Consider the following 17,731-nt stretch of genomic DNA (forward strand, 5'->3'; position numbering starts at 1 on the left):
TCTTCAGACAGCCGACGACCCCCGACGCTCCTCCGCTCCCCTCTGACAAGGATGCACAGCCCCCGGGCTACGGCATCCACGCGCACCGCGCGTGCTGAAAGGAAATAAAAAATAAAAACATAAATGACAAGCAAATGGAACTATTCAACCCTTTCGTCAGAAGAGCAGAGCTACGAGTCACGACTCTCTAAGCGCTACGCAGCTTGTCCGCCGATAAGCCGTCTGCTTGTGCAGCGCGGCATCACGTCGGTCGAGGAAGCGGAACATTTCTTCCATCCATCGCTCAAGGATCTTCACGATCCGTTCCTTATGCCGGACATGGACAAAGCCGTGGCCCGGCTCAACAAGGCCATGGGGGCGAAAGAGAGGATAATGGTCTACGGCGACTACGACGTGGACGGCACCACCGCCGTGGCGCTCGTCTACCGCTATCTGCGCAACTTCTATTCCAACGTTGAATACTACATCCCGACACGCTACGACGAAGGCTACGGGATTTCGAAGCGTAGCATCGACTACGCAGCCTCGCAGGGCGTAAGCCTTGTGATAATACTTGACTGCGGCATCAAGGCCATAGACGAGATCGACTATGCCCGCAGTCTCGGCATCGACTTCATAATCTGCGACCACCACGTGCCCGACGACCGTCTGCCCGACGCCGTGGCCATACTCAATCCCAAGCTCGAAGGGAGCACATATCCGTGCTCACACCTGTCGGGATGCGGAGTGGGCTACAAGTTCATGCAGGCCTTCGCGATTTCCAACGGCATCCCCGGAGCCGAACTCGAAGGGATGCTCGACCTGGTGGCTGTCAGCATTGCCGCCGACATCGTGCCGATGGTCGACGAAAACCGTATCATGGCCTATCACGGCCTGCGCCGTCTCAACTCCAATCCCAACCTCGGACTCAGAGCGATAATACGCATCTGCGGTCTGAGCGGGCGTGAGATCACCATCTCCGACGTGATCTTCAAGATCGGCCCCCGCATCAACGCCTCCGGACGCATGCAGAGCGGACGTGAGGCCGTGGATCTGCTTGTGGCCCGCGACTCCGCCGAAGCGCACGAAAAAGGGAAGGAGATCGACCGCTACAATCAGGACCGCAAGGAGCTCGACAAACGTATCACCGAAGAGGCCAACGCCATACTCGAGGCCCGCGGCGAGGACTGCTCCGACAAGAAATCGATCGTCATCTACAACAAAGACTGGCATCGTGGCATCATAGGCATCGTGGCCTCGCGCCTTACAGAACTCTATTACAAGCCCGCAGTGGTGCTGACCCTCAACAACGGCATGGCCACCGGCTCGTCGCGCTCGGTGCAGGGCTTTGACGTCTACAAAGCCGTAGAAGCCACCCGCGACATACTCGAGAACTTCGGAGGCCACACCTATGCTGTCGGCCTGTCGCTGAAAGAGGAGAACATACCGGAATTCACACGCCGGTTTGAGGAATACGTATCGGCCAACATACAGCCCAACCAGCTCACTCCCCTGCTTGACATCGACGCACAGATCACATTCGCGCAGATCACCAGCGAGTTTGTGGCAACACTGCGGCGTTTCAACCCGTTCGGGCCGGGCAACCAGAAACCGGTGTTCTGCGCCCGCTCTGTGATGGATTTCGGCACGAGCAAGCTTGTTGGCAAAAACCTCGAGCACATAAAACTCGAACTTGTCGACGACACCTCGGGCAAGGTGTTCAACTGTATCGCCTTCAACATGGCGCAACACTTCGACTACATCCACTCGCGGCGTCCGTTTGACATAGCCTTCACCATCGAGGACAACAAGCATCAGGCAGCCGCCGGAGCCATACAGCTACTGATCAAGGAAATCCGCATTCCCGAATGATGTCACGGCCTAATCAGCCGACACCCGAAGAGATCCTCCGGAAGTACTGGGGCTACGACTCGTTCAGACCGCTTCAAGGAGAGATCATCGCATCGGTGCTGTCGGGACACGACACGCTCGGACTTCTCCCCACCGGAGGAGGCAAATCGCTGACGTTTCAGGTGCCGGGAATGATACTACCGGGACTGACGGTCGTGGTCACCCCGCTGATTTCGCTCATGACCGACCAGGTCGACAATCTGGCGCGGCGCGGCATACGCGCCGTGTGCCTGCACTCCGGACTGACACGCGCCGAGCACAAACTCGGGGTGGACCGCTGCAACGCCGGACATGCGAAATTCCTATACATCTCGCCCGAAAAGCTGCAGAGCGATACGTTTCTCGACACGCTGCGCCACATCGACGTCAGCCTGATCGTCGTCGACGAAGCTCACTGCATATCGCAATGGGGATATGACTTCCGTCCCTCCTACCTCAACATCGCCCGGCTGCGGACACTGTTTCCCGACGTTCCGCTTCTGGCGCTGACAGCCTCGGCCACTCCCGAAGTGCGCGCCGACATCATGGAGCGCCTCGGCTTCGAAGGCCGGAGGGTGTTCGCCGCAAGCTTTGCCCGCTCCAACATATCCTACATAGTCAGGGCGGCCGATCACAAGGACGGACTGCTTCTGAAAGCGCTGCGTGGAACCTCTGGCTCGGCCATAGTCTACGTCAGATCACGACGACGCACGCGCGAGATAGCCGACATGCTTCAGGCCGAAGGCATATCGGCGGCACATTATCACGCCGGACTGGAGATCGAAGAGAAAAACGAGAGACAGAAACAATGGAAGGAGGGGCATATACGTGTCATGGTGGCCACCAACGCCTTCGGCATGGGGATCGACAAGCCCGACGTGCGCTTCGTGGCCCACTACGATCTGCCGCCATCGCTCGAAGAATACTATCAGGAGGCAGGCAGAGCCGGACGCGACGGCAAGCCGTCGTATGCTCTCACGATAGCCTCGCGCCACGACCGCGCCACACTCATGCGCAGACTCGCCGACGCCTTTCCGCCACGCGACTTCATCAAGGAGATCTATTCACAGGTGTGTGTGTCGCTCGGTATCGCCATCGGCGACGGCTACAATGCCGTCTACGAATTTGATCTCGACGACTTCTGCCGCAGGTTCGGCCGACAACCCCGCATGACTCGCAGCGCCATAGAACTGCTGGCCCGCTCCGGCTACTGGCAGTATGTCGACGACGTCGCCTCCCGGTCGAGAATCATGCTCACCATGCGACGCGACGAGCTCTACGGACTGCGCCTCGAAAAGACCGATGAGGATGTGCTGCAACAGCTGCTGCGAACCTATACAGGCCTGTTTGCCGACTATGTTGCCATCAACGAAAACCAGATAGCCGGACGACTGGGGCTGACAGCCGACGAGATCTACCAGTCGCTTCTATCACTGGGGCGACACCATGTGGCAAGCTATGTGCCCGCATCAAACAAGCCCTACATCTACTTCCTGACATCACGCGACGAGCAGCGCTACGTGCAGATACCCGTCAGCGTCTACGAGCAGCGCAGGGAGGTCATGAAGCGACGTCTCGACGCCATGGCCGACTTCGTGTTCAATGCAGGTTCATGCCGTGTGGTCCGCATGCTCCAGTACTTCGGCGAGAAGGATGCCTGCCGATGCGGCAACTGCGACGTGTGCCGTGAGTCAAGGCAGTCTACGCCTGGGCAGACTGCCGACTCCTGCACGATGGAACAGACCATCGTTTACATCGCGTCACAGCCCGGCGGACACACGCTCGACCACATTGCGCTGCAGCTCCAGCGACCCGTCAAGGAGTTGATACCTGTCGTGCGCAGGATGCTCGACGAAGGAGTGCTGAGGCTCGAAGGCCTCAATATCATAAGTAACTCATAGAGCCTGCAGTCACGACGACTGACCATGCCCCCGCTCACCCGAACAACGACGTGTCAAAATAACATCCCCTCACGGCCTCACGGTCGCAAGGGGACATGCCATTTAACTAAACTTATGATTCTTTGCAAAAGTAGTCTGTTTCAAGAGCCGCTACCCGTTCAGGGCTGCGGCGCGGCCGGCGTGGCGGATGCCGGCGGAGGGGTGATGGCCACGCCGATAGGTTTGGCTTCCCAACCGAGAGCGCTTGCGCCCAGTATCGCGGCATCGGCTTCGCGAAGCTCCGACTGGAGCACCTTCACCTTGCCCTTGTAGATGCTGAGCATATTGCGCTCCATAGCCTCGCGGAGAGGCTTGAGGAGCAGCTCGCCACTCTTGGCGAGTCCGCCGAACAGCACGAATGCCTCGGGCGACGAGAATGCCGTGAAGTCAGCGAGTGCCTCGCCGAGTATTGTGCCGGTATAGACGAAGATCTCCTTCGCTATCTTGTCACCGGCCATTGCGGCGTCGTAGACATCCTTCGACGTGATGGCGTCGACGGGTATGTCACGGAGCGTCGAGGGCTCGGTGCGGATTTCGAGAAATTCGCGTGCGGTGCGCGCCACTCCGGTGGCCGAGCAATATGTCTCGAGACAACCGGCGCGTCCGCATCCACAGAGGCGTCCGTTGTTGCGCTTCACGATCACGTGGCCAAGCTCTCCGGCAAAGCCGTCGTGGCCATAGACGAGCTGACCGTTGATCACGATACCGCTGCCGACACCGGTGCCGAGCGTGATCATTATGAAGTCCTTTATGCCACGTGCGACACCGTAGGTCATCTCACCTATAGCAGCCGCGTTGGCGTCGTTGGTGATCGCCACGGGGATACCGAACTTCTCCGAAAGCAACTGCGCGAAAGGCACCGGGGTGGGCCATGGAAGGTTGACGCCGTCCTCTATCATGCCGGTGAAATAGTTGGCATTGGGAGCGCCCACGCCTATGCCGAAGATCTTGCCTTCGGCGTCGATCGCGCGAACAAGCCTCATGGTTTCCGTATATAGCTCGTCGATATAATCGTTTATATTCGAATGTTTTTTCGTTTTGATCGAGTCGCTCGTCAAAACCACGCCGCGAGCATCGACAATGCCGAACACCGTATTGGTGCCACCCATGTCGATACCGATCACATAAGGCTTGCTGTTTACCATCGTAGTTTGATTTAAGAGAATTACTTTTCTTTACGTCCCTGCAAAGTTAATGTAAATCCTGAAAACTCCTTATGATTTAATATTTTTTTGCGTTTCAAAACGGCCACACTTTACTTCACGCCGGAGGATGTCGCGAGCCGGAGGGTGAAGAAAAACGACAAAAGCAACCCGGTTTTCATTACAGAATGTTTAATTTTGCCAATGTCAAACAGACAAAACCTCACAAACCACAACCCGACTGCCATGGACAAATCATTATCGCGAGTCATGCTGAAGTCATCAATCATTGCGGCGCTCACAGCTGTATGCGCTCCCGTCGGCGCATACACCCATCCGGACTCCACGCTATGGCACGATCCCTCATGCAAAACACAGATTATCCACGAAGAGAACCACACGCCGGCATTGCTTTACGCTGTACCTTCGACCGTTTTCTTCACCGACTCCAAGGAGATCAAGACAAGAGCGACCACTGACGATGCGGGACGGCTATACCACGTTGACCGCGACGGCGTATGGCATTTATGCCGACCCGCAAATACAGCGCCATATCTGACATATCATGCCAAGGCAACGCATGGAGCCAGTGAGGAATATCGCTACTATCCGCCACTGACACATCATGTGTCACATATTGAGATAGGCACGGAGTCGGGAGCCACATTCAGATTTGCAGCAGCTGACTCCTCACGTCCGAACATCGTGTTTTGCAGCGATGACACCGAAGCAGGAGTGGAATGGATCACCGACATGCAGCGCAATCTTGACCTGCCGACCGCAATCATGACGATATCATGCGTCGGAAAAACCGATACGGCAATCACCGCCCTGACAAAGCAAACCACAGCCAGGCTATACATCCTCGACTTCACAGACAGCACCGATACCGACCCACGATCATACGCCGCGACAATAACAGGCGTCATCAGTGAAACAGGACAGAACAGCCCGGCAACGCCGATTCTCGTCGTCAGCGACAGCAAAGTGATTCAGGCCGTATGCGACTCGATCAACCACAGCACATCCGCAACCATCCATTACCTTCCGACTCCTGACGCCAGACGACGCGCCTCGTCGGTAGAAACGAAAGTGAGGGAGATACTGGGCATGAGGCAGGGCAACGCACCGACGTGCGTCGAAGTCAGCCAGCGACGCGATATCGGAGCATACGACTGGCATCAACGCCATCATGACATCTGCCATTACATTGACAGCGCACGGCCATCCAATCTGATTATCGGCAATTCCATCGTGCACTACTGGGGCGGCAAGCCGGGCAATATCCGCGTACATGGCCCGGAGACATGGCGCACGACAATGGAACCTGAAGGATTCGTCAACATGGGGTGTGGATGGGACAAGATCGAGAATGTGCTGTGGCGAGTGTACCACGGCGAACTTGACGGAACGGATGCCGAAAACATCGTGGTCATGATCGGCACCAACAACATCGCGTTCAATACACCCGACGAGATCGCCGAGGGTATCGGACACCTCGTAGAAGCGATCGAAACGCGACAGCCTGACGCTCGCATCATACTCGCCGGACTACTTCCGCGGCGCAACCTCGAACCTACAGTAGCGACCATCAACAGACTGCTTGAGCAGATCGCTAAAGATAAGGGCGCCCGATATATAAATCCGGGCATCATGATGCTGCAATCCGACGGCAAAATCAACGAGAGCCTCTTTATCGACGGACTTCACCCCAACGACAAAGGCTATGCCATAATAGCCCCACAGATAGTCGCCGCCATGAAGCGCAAAAAATGAAACGGAGCCTTCACAATCCCCCAAACATCAAAAAAACACTACAAGACACAGAAACTTACAGTTTCATTCACTAATTTTGTAGAATCACTCACACCGGGGCACCGCTCCATGAAAAAACATATCCACAGCATGAAATTCAAGACAATCATCGCATCGTTAGCGCTGATCCCTGCGGCTGCCATAGCCGGATGCGAAGGAGAAAAGGCCACAATACCCTCACCCGACGAGTACATCGCCGGCAACTCCATCTGGTTTGACACTCCCACATCTTCGCAAATGAGCGAACCATGGAAGATACACGATTTCTCAGGCTCTCCCGTCAACCCCGACAGAGAATGGGAGTCGCGCTCGCTTCCTATCGGCAACGGCTCGCTTGGCGGATCGATACTCGGATCCGTCGGGAGGGAGCGTGTGGTAATCAACGAAAAGACGCTATGGACGGGAGGCCCCGGCACAGGGACCGAGCAATACTGGGCCATGAACCGCAAGGTGAATCCGGCCACGCTCGACTCCATACGCCAGTTGCTTGCAAAAGGCGACAAAGCAACGGCCGGACGCATGGTGTCGGCCGAATTCCGCGGCACGGTAGACTATGACCGCCATCGCTTCGGCACCTATACCGAAATGGGCGAACTGCTTGTGAACACCTCGATCGACGAGTCGGCGGTGAGCGATTACCGCCGTGTGCTCAACATCGACAAATCGGTGGCTCTGGTCAGCTTCACCGCCGACAGTGTGAAATATGCGCGCCGCTATTTCTGCTCCTATCCCGACAGCGTGATGGTGTGGCGATTCCAGTCGGAAGGCGGCTTGCAGAATCTTGAGCTCGCTTTCGTCACCCCACAGACGATTGACAAAGTGACAGCCGTCGACGGCAACAGCCTCCTCTATCAGGGTCACATAGACAACAACGGCATGCAGTGGGCCATGCGTGTCGAAGCCCGCGTGAACGGAGGCGGCACTGTCAAAACCGACGCCGACACACGCACCCTCTCTGTCAGCGGCACCGACGACGTGGTATTCCTCATAGCCGGCGACACCGACTACCGAATGAACTTCGATCCTGACCCCGCTGATCCAAAAGCTTTTGTCGGAGGCGATCCGGCAGTCATCGTCAACAAGATCATCGACACTGCCTCGCGCAAGAGCTACGACAAGCTCTACGCCGACCATCTCGCCGACTACCGCAGCCTATACGACAGAGTGAAGCTCGCCATCAACCCCGGAGAGCAACGCCCCGCCCCGCTGCCCACCGACCGCCGTCTGGCCGCCTACCGCGACTGCGCTGCCGACCACGGTCTGGAAGAAACCTATTTCAACTTCGGACGATATCTGCTCATATCATCGTCGCGTCCCGGCAGTATGCCGGCCAACCTGCAGGGAATCTGGCACAACAATCTCGACGGACCGTGGCGCGTGGATTACCACAACAACATCAACGTGCAGATGAACTACTGGCCTGCAACATCGACCAACCTGCTCGAATGCTTCGTGCCATATATAGACTATATCCGCGGCCTTGTCAAACCGGGTGAAAACACAGCCCGCGACTACTGGAACGCCCGCGGATGGACAGCCGGCATATCCACAAACATATTCGGGTTCACCGCTCCGCTCAACTCGGGCGACATGACATGGAACTACAACCCGAGCGCCGGTCCCTGGCTCGCGTCGCAGATATGGGAATACTACGATTATACCCGCGACACCGACTGGCTCCGCGAAACAGGCTATCCGATCATAAAGTCGAGCGCCGACTTCGCTTCCGACCTGCTCTATAAGAACGGAGACACCTACACGGCCGCCCCGAGCTATTCGCCTGAACATGGGCAGTGCGATCTCGGAGCCACCTACGCCAACGCCGTCACCCGTGAGATATTGCTTGACGCGATAGAGGCCGCCCGGATACTCGATACCGACCAGGAGTCAGTCAAAGAATGGCAGAGCCTTCTCGACAGCATCGCCCCCTACCGCATAGGCAGCCACGGACAGCTTCAGGAGTGGAGCGACGACATCGATGATCCCAACGACCTTCACCGCCACACCAACCATCTGTTTGGACTGCATCCCGGACGCTCGATCAATGCCATGACCGATACCCTACTGGCTAACGCTGCCCGTCAGACGCTCCGCGAACGCGGCGATGCCGCCACCGGCTGGAGCATGGGCTGGAAACTCAACCACTGGGCACGCCTCTTCGACGGCGACCACGCCTATACGCTCTTCAAAAACCTGCTGCGCCAGGGCACAGCCGACAATCTCTGGGACGTCCACCCGCCATTCCAGATCGACGGCAACTTCGGCGGCACGGCCGGCATAGCCGAACTGTTCATGCAGAGCCACACGGGCACGATCAACCTTCTGCCGGCTCTTCCGTCGGACTGGGCCGACAGCCAGATCGAAGGCCTGCTTGCTCGCGGAAATTTCGAAGTATCGGTATATGCCCGCGGCGGCAATCTCGACCATGCGCTTATCAAGTCAGTCAAAGGAGGTCCGTGCAAGATCGCCTACCGCGGACTTGAGACATCGGTCGACACCAAGCCCGGCGACATCGTCAAGATCACAGCCGACGAAAACGCGGGAACACTCACCGCAACCATCGGCCACTGACACCGGCGACTGACCGGCACTTACACAGACAACTACAGCCCCTACAGCTACGCTGTGTCGAAATGCAATATTTCGACACAGCGTAGCTGATTTACTTCCTTATGCCAACCGCCCTTTTTCGCCATCTGCGGCAAAATTCGTAACTTTGCAAAATCTCCCACAACTTCACACATGAGAAGACACCTTACCAACATATTCACTTCATTGCTTGCGGTCATATCGGCCGCAGTGATGCCGTCATGCTCAGGCTCCGACGAACCGACACCGGAACCTGAACCTGATGCGACAGACCGCACCATACTCGTCTATATGGTGGCCGACAACAACCTCGGTTCGTATTACCATGTCGATGACGACAACATCGCACAGATGGAGGCGGCCGCCCGTGCCGGTCACCTCAACGGCGGCAATTTAGTGGTGTATCACGACGGCGCTTCATCGGCGCCCGAGCTCCGCGTCATCACCCCCGAACAGACCATCGTCATCAAATCCTATTCCGAGAACGAATCGAGTCTGTCGGTCAGCCGGATGCAGCAGGTGATCGAGGATGTGCGCACCCTGTTTCCCGCCACACAGCGCGGGCTTGTCATGTGGAGTCATGGCACAGGATGGCTCGACGACGCGGCTTCACGCACCACAGCGTCGACCTACTCCTTCGGGCAGGATGACAACTCCTCGGCCGGACGAACCACAATGAAGATCACCACACTCGCGCAGGCTCTCGACGGCGAAGACTTCGACTTCATCTATTTCGACTGCTGCCTCATGGCAAGCGTCGAAGTGGCCTATCAGCTGCGCACAGCCGCCAAAGCGATCATATCGTCGGGCACCGAACTGCCAATTGAAGGGATGCCATACGCGGTCAACATCCCTGCCATGTTCGAACAGGATCTTGATCTTTCGAAAATCGCGGCCAACACACTTGATTTCTACCTCGGCCCAACGGTACAATACAAATACTGCACAATCTCCGTGGTGATGACCGAACCGCTGCAGCAGCTCGCGCAGGCCACCGCCGACATCATGCGCACCGGCGCCACACCGCCGTCAAACTATGTCAGAGTGCCATATTTCCGCCGCAGCGTGCCCTCCTACACATGGGACATGGCCGATTATATCCGCGCGCTGCCCGTCGACCCGCGACTGCTCGACGCATGGAACGACGCTTTCGGCCGCACAGTAGTATATGCCGGAGCTACGCCGCAGAGCTACGGCCTCGACATGAGCCGCCACACAGGCCTCGGATGCTTCATACCGTCGGTCACCACCGACAGCCAGGGGATAAAATCCATCAGATGGTATAACCACCGCGACCTCGACTGGCACCGCGACGTCACCTCGCTCAATCCCTCCTACCATATCGACTGAACACTACATCCGAACACATAACACTACATGATGATACACAATTTTTACAGACTGCTCTCTCAGATACCTATCTCGCTACCCTCCGACTCGATCCCTGACGCGGCGCAGGATCTCAAAGCGCTGAAGTCACTGTCGTTCGACGAACTGATCAACCGCATGGTATCGGGTCTGATAGAGTTCGCCATACATCTGGCAATAGCCATAGTGGTGTTCTATGCCGGCAAATTCATCATCAAGCGCCTCTTCACCATCACCGCCACGATACTCCACCGGCGCAACGTCGAACAGTCGCTGACCACCTTCGTGCTGAGCTTTATCAAGATATTGCTCTACTTCATACTGATCATCACCGTCATAGGCATACTTGGCATCAACACATCTTCATTCCTGGCCGTATTCGCATCGGTCGGCGTCGCCATCGGTATGGCACTGAGCGGCACCCTCCAGAACTTTGCCGGAGGAGTGCTGATACTGCTCCTCAAGCCCTATCGTATCGGCGACTATATCGAAGCGCAGGGATTTGCCGGCACTGTGACCGAAATACAGATATTCCACACCATCATCTGCACTCCCGACAACAAATCGATCATCATACCCAACGGCGGGCTGTCGACCGGCAGCATCAACAACTGGTCGCGCCAGGAGTATCGCCGGGTACAGTGGGATATAGGCATTTCATACGGCGACAGCTTCGAGACGGCCGAAAAAGCCATACTCGACATATTGGCCGGCGAACCTCTTGTAGTGCGCGCCGCCGACGTAAAGCCCGAAGAAGTCGATCCGGACAGCGACAGCAACGGAATCAAAACGGCATCGGACAGCGAGATGTCGCAGAAAAGTTCCTGGCTGCGCCGCCTATTCAGCTCTCCGCGCCGCAGGCTTCTCGCCCACCAGCGTCAGACCGAGGCCGCCATACGCGCACTGACAAAAGTGCCCGTGACCGATCCTACGGTAGACATTGCATCGCTCGCCGACAGCAGCGTCAACCTCACGGTACGCGCCTGGGCCCGGACATCGGACTACTGGGGACTCTACAACTCCGTCATACGCCGCATCTACACCGAGCTGCCCGCCTCCGGCGTAAGCTTCCCCTTCCCGCAGATGGACGTGCACATAGTCAGCACCCCCGAATGACGGTTGGCGATTTGGAAGATAGTAAGTAACTTTGCACACCAAAACACGAAAATCACTGAAATCATGGCATTACAATGCGGCATAGTAGGCCTGCCCAACGTAGGCAAGTCAACCCTTTTCAACTGTCTGTCGAACGCCAAGGCGCAGTCGGCCAATTTCCCGTTCTGCACCATCGAGCCGAACGTCGGAGTCATAACCGTCCCTGACGACCGTCTGACAAAACTCGTCGAGATGTGCCAGCCCAAGAGCGTGGTACCCGCCACCGTGGAGATTGTCGACATAGCCGGACTGGTGAAAGGAGCCAGCAAAGGCGAGGGACTTGGAAACAAGTTTCTGGCCAACACCCGTGAAACGGACTCTATCATCCACGTGCTCCGCTGCTTCGACGATGACAACATCACCCATGTCGACGGCTCGGTAGATCCCGTGCGCGACAAAGAGATAATAGACTACGAGCTGATGGTGAAGGATCTTGAAACCGTCGACTCGCGCATGGCCCGCACCCAGAAACAGGCTCAGACCGGCGGCGACAAAACGGCAAAGCTGCAGTATGAAGTGCTGTCGGCCTATCACGACGCACTGTCGGCGGGACGCCCGGCGCGCTCGGTGAAGTTTGATACGGTCGACGAGCAGCGCTTTGCCCGCGAACTGTGCCTGCTCACCGACAAGCCTGTGCTCTACGTGTGTAACGTCGACGACTCGTCGGCAGCCACCGGCAATGCCTACGTGGAGGCTGTCAGAAAAGCGATCGAAGGCGAGAACGCACAACTGCTGATAGTGGCCGCACAGACCGAAGCCGAGATAGCCGAACTCGACACCTTCGAGGAGCGCCGCGAATTTCTGGAATCGATCGGCCTCGAAGAGAGCGGCGTGTCGCGCCTCATACGCGCGGCCTATTCGCTGCTCGACCTTCAGACCTACTTCACAGCCGGCCCCGACGAAGTGAGAGCCTGGACATTCATGCGCGGCAGCAAAGCCCCAAAATGCGCCGGAATCATCCACACCGACTTCGAGAAGGGATTCATACGCGCCGAAGTGATCAAATATCCCGACTACGTGTCGCTCGGTTCAGAAGCCGCTGTCAGAGCCGCCGGCAAGATGGGAGTCGAAGGCAAAGAGTATGTGGTGGAAGACGGCGACATAATGCACTTCCTCTTCAACGTATGACACCGCTACGTGCGGTCTGAACCCACCCTCACCGCCACACGCAGATAAAACGCAAAGGAGGAGCCGGCTGAGCCGACTCCTCCTCTCACGTTTCAACTATTTATTTATGAGAGCCCTGCAGCCCGGTATCACTACCCGATCAACAGGGACGAGGGATGTAGAATTGCATATAGTCCTGTTGGTGCGTCACGTTCAATAGTCTTTCAAACATCTATGCGTTTCAGTAAAGACAACAATCCTGGAGCGCAAAATGACTTATCCGCCCATACATAAAAGAACTTAAAAAAACTCAAAAATAGGGTGCCTTGAATCTGTCACCCGCCATTTTTGGCATAAAAATAAAGCGGATTGAGATATTTTTGGGTAATTTTGTTGTTTGAATCCTTGAGCAGTATGAAACTGTTACAGCATACATGCTCTTAATCGTCAATCACGAAATCATCGAATACAAATGGACAGAGTGACTGTAAAGATCGTCAACCGTTCGGGCCACAGTCTGCCCACCTACGAAACTCCTCAGGCCGCCGGAATGGATGTCCACGCATGCCTGGAGGCGCCCGTCACGCTCATGCCTATGGAGCGCGCCCTGATCCCTACCGGGCTGCGCATAGCACTTCCCGAAGGCTATGAATGCCAGATGCGTCCCCGCAGCGGCCTGGCTCTCAAAAGCGGCATAACACTTGTAAACACCCCCGGCACCGTCGACGCCGACTATCGCGGCGAGATCGGCGCCATATTGATCAACCTGTCCGACAAGCCGTTCACCATTAACGACGGCGAGCGCATCTGCCAGATGGTAGTGACGCGCTATTCGCAGGTGGAATGGGAGCCCGCCGAACAACTTGAGGCTACCCGGCGCGGCGACGGAGGATTCGGACATACCGGACTCGAATGATGAACACCACCACGACAATGCGCATGGCCGCCCTGCTGGCCGCCATAGCCGTAGGCATCGCCGCCATAGGCGCCCGACAGCGCCACGACCGCAACGCCGAGGCCGACACGCGCAAGGCCGACTACATCTTTCTCGAAGGGCAGCGACAGAACCAGACCGGGCATCCCGACGCCTACTACGAGCTGCTCAAACGCGCCCACGAGCTTGACTCCTCTGACAAATACGTAGGCATGGAGCTGGGCTACATGCGCATGAGGCTCGCCAGAGGCGACAGCGCCGAAATGGCCCGGGGCTACCAGCTCATGGCCGACTATGCGGACTCCAATCCCGACGACTTCTATGGATGTGTGCTCTTTGCCGCCGTATCGTCGCAGATCGGACGCAACGACCGCGCCATAGACGTATGGGGGCGGCTTCACAACACCCAACCTCACCGTCCCGAACTGACACTCCGGCTGGCCGAAGCGCTGACCGCCGAAGGCTCGGACAGCGCGCTCGCCAAGGCCGGACTGCTCTACGACTCGCTGTGGACATCGGAAGGCCCGAGCGTGCGCCTGGCCCAGATGATGGTGCAGCTACACTATCAGCAGGGCGACACCGCCGCGATGATCGCCGACGCCCGCCGGCTCGTGAACGCGGCTCCCGGAGTGGTGGACTACAACATATTCGCCGGCAATGTGGAGATGGATCTCGGCGACACCGACTCGGCGCTCGTCTACTTCAACCGCGCCGTGGAGATCGATCCCGGCAGCGGCATCGCCTACTACTCGCGCGCCAACTACTACAACGCCACCGGCGACAGCGCCGCCTACGACGCCGACATATTCCGCGCCCTCGAACAGGAGAGCCTCGACGTGGCTCCCAAACTGCAGATCATACGCGACTACACCGCGTCGCTCTATCAGGACTCCGTGCAGCAGCCCCGCATCGACAAGATGTACAAGCGGCTCGTGGAACTGCATCCTCATGAAGCCGACGTACGCAACCTCTACCGCGACTATCTCATAGCGATCAACGACTACGAAGGAGCGGCCGAGCAATCATCTTACTCGCTCGACATCAACCCCAACGACGAACGGCAGTGGCTCGCACTGACAAGCCTCTACATGCAGAGCGGGCGGATGGATAACGCCGTGAGCACAGCCGAACGCGGGCGGCATTTCTTCCCCGAAAACCCCACCCTGCCTATACTCGAGGCTGCCGGACTGACACAGATCGAGCAATACGACTCGGCGCTCGTCATGCTCGGAGTGGCACGCATGATCACCCCTCCCGATGACACCGAACTGCTCAGCGACATAGCCACCGCACGCGGCGACGCACGATATGCCAAAGGCGATCTCGACAGCGCCTTCGCCGACTACTCCCAGGCACTCGCGCTGAATCCGGAGAACATGACCGCGCTCAACAACTGCGCCTATTATCTCGCCTGCGAAAACCGCGATCTCGACCGCGCCATGGATATGATATTGAAAGTAGTGGCCGCGCGTCCCGAAGAGGCGACCTCGCTCGACACCTACGCGTGGGTGCTCTTCATGAAGAAGGAATACGAGCAGGCACGCGAGGCCATTGACAACGCCATGGCACACACCGACGACCCGTCGGCCGAACTCTACGAACACGCAGGCGACATCTATTTCATGGACCGCAAGCCGCAGGAAGCTGTAGCCTTCTGGAAAAAAGCCCTCCAGCTCGATCCGGAGAATGAAACGCTTGCACGAAAAATACGTCTGAAAAATATCTACACCGAATGAAACGTCTAAACCTGACCACAGTCACCGCGATAATAATGACTCTGCTGGCCACAGCATGTCTGGAAGGATGCCGCAGCCACAAGGAGAGCGCCGTGACGGCCACATCGCAATGGAGCGCGCTCAGCATCCCCGTGAAGATCCGGATAGCAGAGCCGCAGAAGGCATCGCTCAGCGGCACCGCCATATTCGAACGCGGCCGCGCGGTCAACCTGTCGTTCAGAATGCTCGGCATGGAGGTGGCACAGGCCCGGCTGACCGCTGACTCGGCCATGGTGATCGACAAATTCCACAAGAAGTATATCTGTGTCGATCCGGCCGACTTCATGCGTCGCTCCGGACTCGACATGACCACCCTCCAGAACCTGCTGCTCGGCATTGACGACACTGCATCGAGCGCCACCGTCAGGGGCAGCTCCGACGCGATCTCCATAGAGCAGACCGATCCGACCGCTACACCCTACGGTACGATGGCCGCAAAGACAACGTGGCGCTCCGAGATCAAAGGAAAGAGCATCAGCGGCACCATCGAATGGGACTTCGGACGGGCACGCTGGAACGATGACGCGACCGCACGGCCTATAACCATTCCCGAAGGATACAGCGAAGTAGATCTGACGAAACTGCTAACCCTCTAATGAGATCAATCATCACATTTCTTGCCGCCGCACTCATCGTAGCAGCCACTGCCGACGCAGCGACACAGAAAAAACGTCGGGCGAAGCGCGACATCAACAGCGTGCGCACCGAACAGCGAGATACGAAACGCGAGATAGCCGAAACCTCGAAAAAAATCACGGCCAACACACGCGAGACAAGCCGGCAGCTCGCACGGCTCAATGCCCTCTCGGGCGAAATCACCAACACCACGCGTGAAATCGGAAAAATGCAGCAGGGAGTCGACTCGCTCGACAGCCGCATAGCAGCCACCGCCGATTCAATAGCCGCGCTGCAAAGCCGCGTGGAGGCGATGCGACAGGCCTACGCCTCGGCGTTGAGAAGTACCCAGGGGAGCAACGGAGCGATGAACACTCTCGCCTTCATATTCTCATCCGAAACATTCAGCCACGCATGGCAGAGAGTACGCTACCTGCAACGCTTCGGCCAGTGGCGACGCAACCAGACAGAGCGCATCAGCCGCGCAGCCGATTCGCTCGAGCTCCATCGCCTTGGCCTCGACACCCTCCGCCGCGAGCGCAGCGTGGCCGTGGCACGCATGTCGCTGTCACAGCGGCAGCTTGAGGCACAACGCAAGGAAACCGACCAGCTCGTGGGCAAGCTGCGCAGCGAAGGATCATCGCTCAAAGCTCTTCTTAAAGAGAAAGAGCGGAAAGCTCGCGCCCTCGACAGCGAACTTGACAAACTGATAGCCGAAGAACAACGCCGGCGGGAGAAAGAGCAGCGCGAGGCCGAACGCCGCGAAAAGGAAGCGCAGCGCAAAGCCGGTAATGCAAAATCGACCGGCAAAGCCACTGCCGAAGCGAAAACACCGGCAACCTCCACTGCGGCGAAACCTACCAAATCCACAGCAGCCGCTCCGACAAGCGTCGCAGCTGCCGACCGCGCCCTCACAGGAAGCTTCGAGAGCAACAAGGGACGGCTCTTGTTTCCTGTGGCCGGACGCTACCGTGTGGTACGCGGATTCGGACGCCAGAAACACCCCGAACTCGAACATGTGGAGACCGACAATTCAGGCATCGACATAGAGGCCGTAGGGGGCGGCAAAGCCCGCGCAGTGTTCAAGGGCCGGATATCTGAAATATTCAAGCAGCCCGGCTACGGCACGATCATCATGGTGCGTCACGGCAACTACCTGACCATCTACGCCAATCTATCGCAGATTGATGTCCATAAAGGGCAGGATGTAGATGCCGGACAGACACTCGGCACCATATATCCCGACCCTGACGAAGATGACCGCTCCATACTTCACTTCGAGCTGCGCAAAGAGCGCACCAAGCTCAACCCGATGCTCTGGGTGAAATAACGCCCGGGAACGGAACCCGGTGCCATAACAGCTCCGGCAACATTCTATGCCACGCCGATAAAATCAAAAGAATATAAATCAGGCCGCGACTT

The 17,731-nt window shown here is 57.4% G+C and carries 12 protein-coding genes; 11 read left to right on the forward strand and 1 reads right to left on the reverse strand.

Annotation, left to right across the window (positions count from 1 at the left end; genetic code table 11):
- Positions 1–123 precede the first annotated feature (123 nt).
- Both recJ and C5O24_RS01760 read left to right on the forward strand, forming a co-directional pair.
- A complete protein-coding gene (gene recJ, locus C5O24_RS01755; RefSeq protein ID WP_107034984.1) occupies positions 124–1,851 on the forward strand; it encodes a single-stranded-DNA-specific exonuclease RecJ in 1,728 nt (575 codons plus the stop codon).
- Positions 1,848–3,770 (forward strand): RecQ family ATP-dependent DNA helicase, encoded by a 1,923-nt coding sequence (locus C5O24_RS01760; protein ID WP_237612967.1) that lies wholly within the window; start codon positions 1,848–1,850, stop codon positions 3,768–3,770. The genes recJ and C5O24_RS01760 overlap by 4 nt, the downstream gene beginning before the upstream one ends.
- A 158-nt stretch (positions 3,771–3,928) precedes the next feature.
- On the opposite strand, the gene C5O24_RS01765 is transcribed toward C5O24_RS01760, so the two are convergent.
- Entirely contained in the window at positions 3,929–4,954 is a 1,026-nt protein-coding gene (locus C5O24_RS01765; protein WP_107034983.1) for an ROK family protein, read from the reverse strand.
- A gap of 243 nt (positions 4,955–5,197) precedes the next feature.
- On the opposite strand from C5O24_RS01765, the gene C5O24_RS01770 reads away from it, so the two are divergent.
- The 9 genes from C5O24_RS01770 (at position 5,198) to C5O24_RS01810 (ending at position 17,639) form a co-directional block, all read left to right on the forward strand.
- On the forward strand, positions 5,198–6,727 hold the full coding sequence (locus C5O24_RS01770; protein WP_161553756.1) for a GDSL-type esterase/lipase family protein: 1,530 nt from the start codon (positions 5,198–5,200) through the stop codon (positions 6,725–6,727).
- Positions 6,728–6,856: 129 nt separating this feature from the next.
- Positions 6,857–9,337, forward strand: coding sequence for a glycoside hydrolase family 95 protein (locus tag C5O24_RS01775; RefSeq protein WP_205961044.1), 2,481 nt, complete (start codon positions 6,857–6,859; stop codon positions 9,335–9,337).
- A gap of 171 nt (positions 9,338–9,508) precedes the next feature.
- Entirely contained in the window at positions 9,509–10,705 is a 1,197-nt protein-coding gene (locus tag C5O24_RS01780) for a clostripain-related cysteine peptidase (protein WP_107034980.1), read from the forward strand.
- 27 nt (positions 10,706–10,732) lie between these two features.
- Entirely contained in the window at positions 10,733–11,839 is a 1,107-nt protein-coding gene (locus C5O24_RS01785) for a mechanosensitive ion channel family protein (protein ID WP_107034979.1), read from the forward strand.
- A 63-nt stretch (positions 11,840–11,902) separates the two neighbouring features.
- Entirely contained in the window at positions 11,903–13,006 is a 1,104-nt protein-coding gene (gene ychF, locus C5O24_RS01790) for a redox-regulated ATPase YchF (RefSeq protein WP_107681371.1), read from the forward strand.
- A 460-nt stretch (positions 13,007–13,466) separates the two neighbouring features.
- Complete coding sequence (dut, locus tag C5O24_RS01795) at positions 13,467–13,901, forward strand: dUTP diphosphatase (RefSeq protein WP_107035074.1); 435 nt, start codon at positions 13,467–13,469, stop codon at positions 13,899–13,901.
- Positions 13,898–15,655 (forward strand): tetratricopeptide repeat protein, encoded by a 1,758-nt coding sequence (locus tag C5O24_RS01800; RefSeq protein ID WP_107034977.1) that lies wholly within the window; start codon positions 13,898–13,900, stop codon positions 15,653–15,655. The genes dut and C5O24_RS01800 overlap by 4 nt, the downstream gene beginning before the upstream one ends.
- Positions 15,652–16,290, forward strand: a complete 639-nt coding sequence (locus C5O24_RS01805) for a DUF4292 domain-containing protein (RefSeq protein ID WP_107034976.1) — start codon at positions 15,652–15,654, stop codon at positions 16,288–16,290. The genes C5O24_RS01800 and C5O24_RS01805 overlap by 4 nt, the downstream gene beginning before the upstream one ends.
- Positions 16,290–17,639, forward strand: a complete 1,350-nt coding sequence (locus C5O24_RS01810) for a murein hydrolase activator EnvC family protein (protein WP_107034975.1) — start codon at positions 16,290–16,292, stop codon at positions 17,637–17,639. Before C5O24_RS01805 ends, C5O24_RS01810 begins: the two co-directional genes overlap by 1 nt.
- Positions 17,640–17,731 lie beyond the last annotated feature (92 nt).

Origin of the sequence: Paramuribaculum intestinale, from assembly GCF_003024925.1 — a bacterium.
GTDB lineage: Bacteria > Bacteroidota > Bacteroidia > Bacteroidales > Muribaculaceae > Paramuribaculum > Paramuribaculum intestinale.

Coding starts and splice junctions, on each gene's coding strand:
- C5O24_RS01775 (WP_205961044.1), top strand. CDS start 6,857: ATGAAATTCAAGACAATCATCGCATCGTTAGCGCTGATCCCTGCGGCT.
- C5O24_RS01810 (WP_107034975.1), top strand. CDS start 16,290: ATGAGATCAATCATCACATTTCTTGCCGCCGCACTCATCGTAGCAGCC.
- recJ (WP_107034984.1), top strand. CDS start 124: ATGACAAGCAAATGGAACTATTCAACCCTTTCGTCAGAAGAGCAGAGC.
- C5O24_RS01765 (WP_107034983.1), bottom strand. CDS start 4,954: ATGGTAAACAGCAAGCCTTATGTGATCGGTATCGACATGGGTGGCACC.
- C5O24_RS01760 (WP_237612967.1), top strand. CDS start 1,848: ATGATGTCACGGCCTAATCAGCCGACACCCGAAGAGATCCTCCGGAAG.
- C5O24_RS01805 (WP_107034976.1), top strand. CDS start 15,652: ATGAAACGTCTAAACCTGACCACAGTCACCGCGATAATAATGACTCTG.
- C5O24_RS01780 (WP_107034980.1), top strand. CDS start 9,509: ATGAGAAGACACCTTACCAACATATTCACTTCATTGCTTGCGGTCATA.
- C5O24_RS01800 (WP_107034977.1), top strand. CDS start 13,898: ATGATGAACACCACCACGACAATGCGCATGGCCGCCCTGCTGGCCGCC.
- ychF (WP_107681371.1), top strand. CDS start 11,903: ATGGCATTACAATGCGGCATAGTAGGCCTGCCCAACGTAGGCAAGTCA.
- C5O24_RS01770 (WP_161553756.1), top strand. CDS start 5,198: ATGGACAAATCATTATCGCGAGTCATGCTGAAGTCATCAATCATTGCG.
- C5O24_RS01785 (WP_107034979.1), top strand. CDS start 10,733: ATGATGATACACAATTTTTACAGACTGCTCTCTCAGATACCTATCTCG.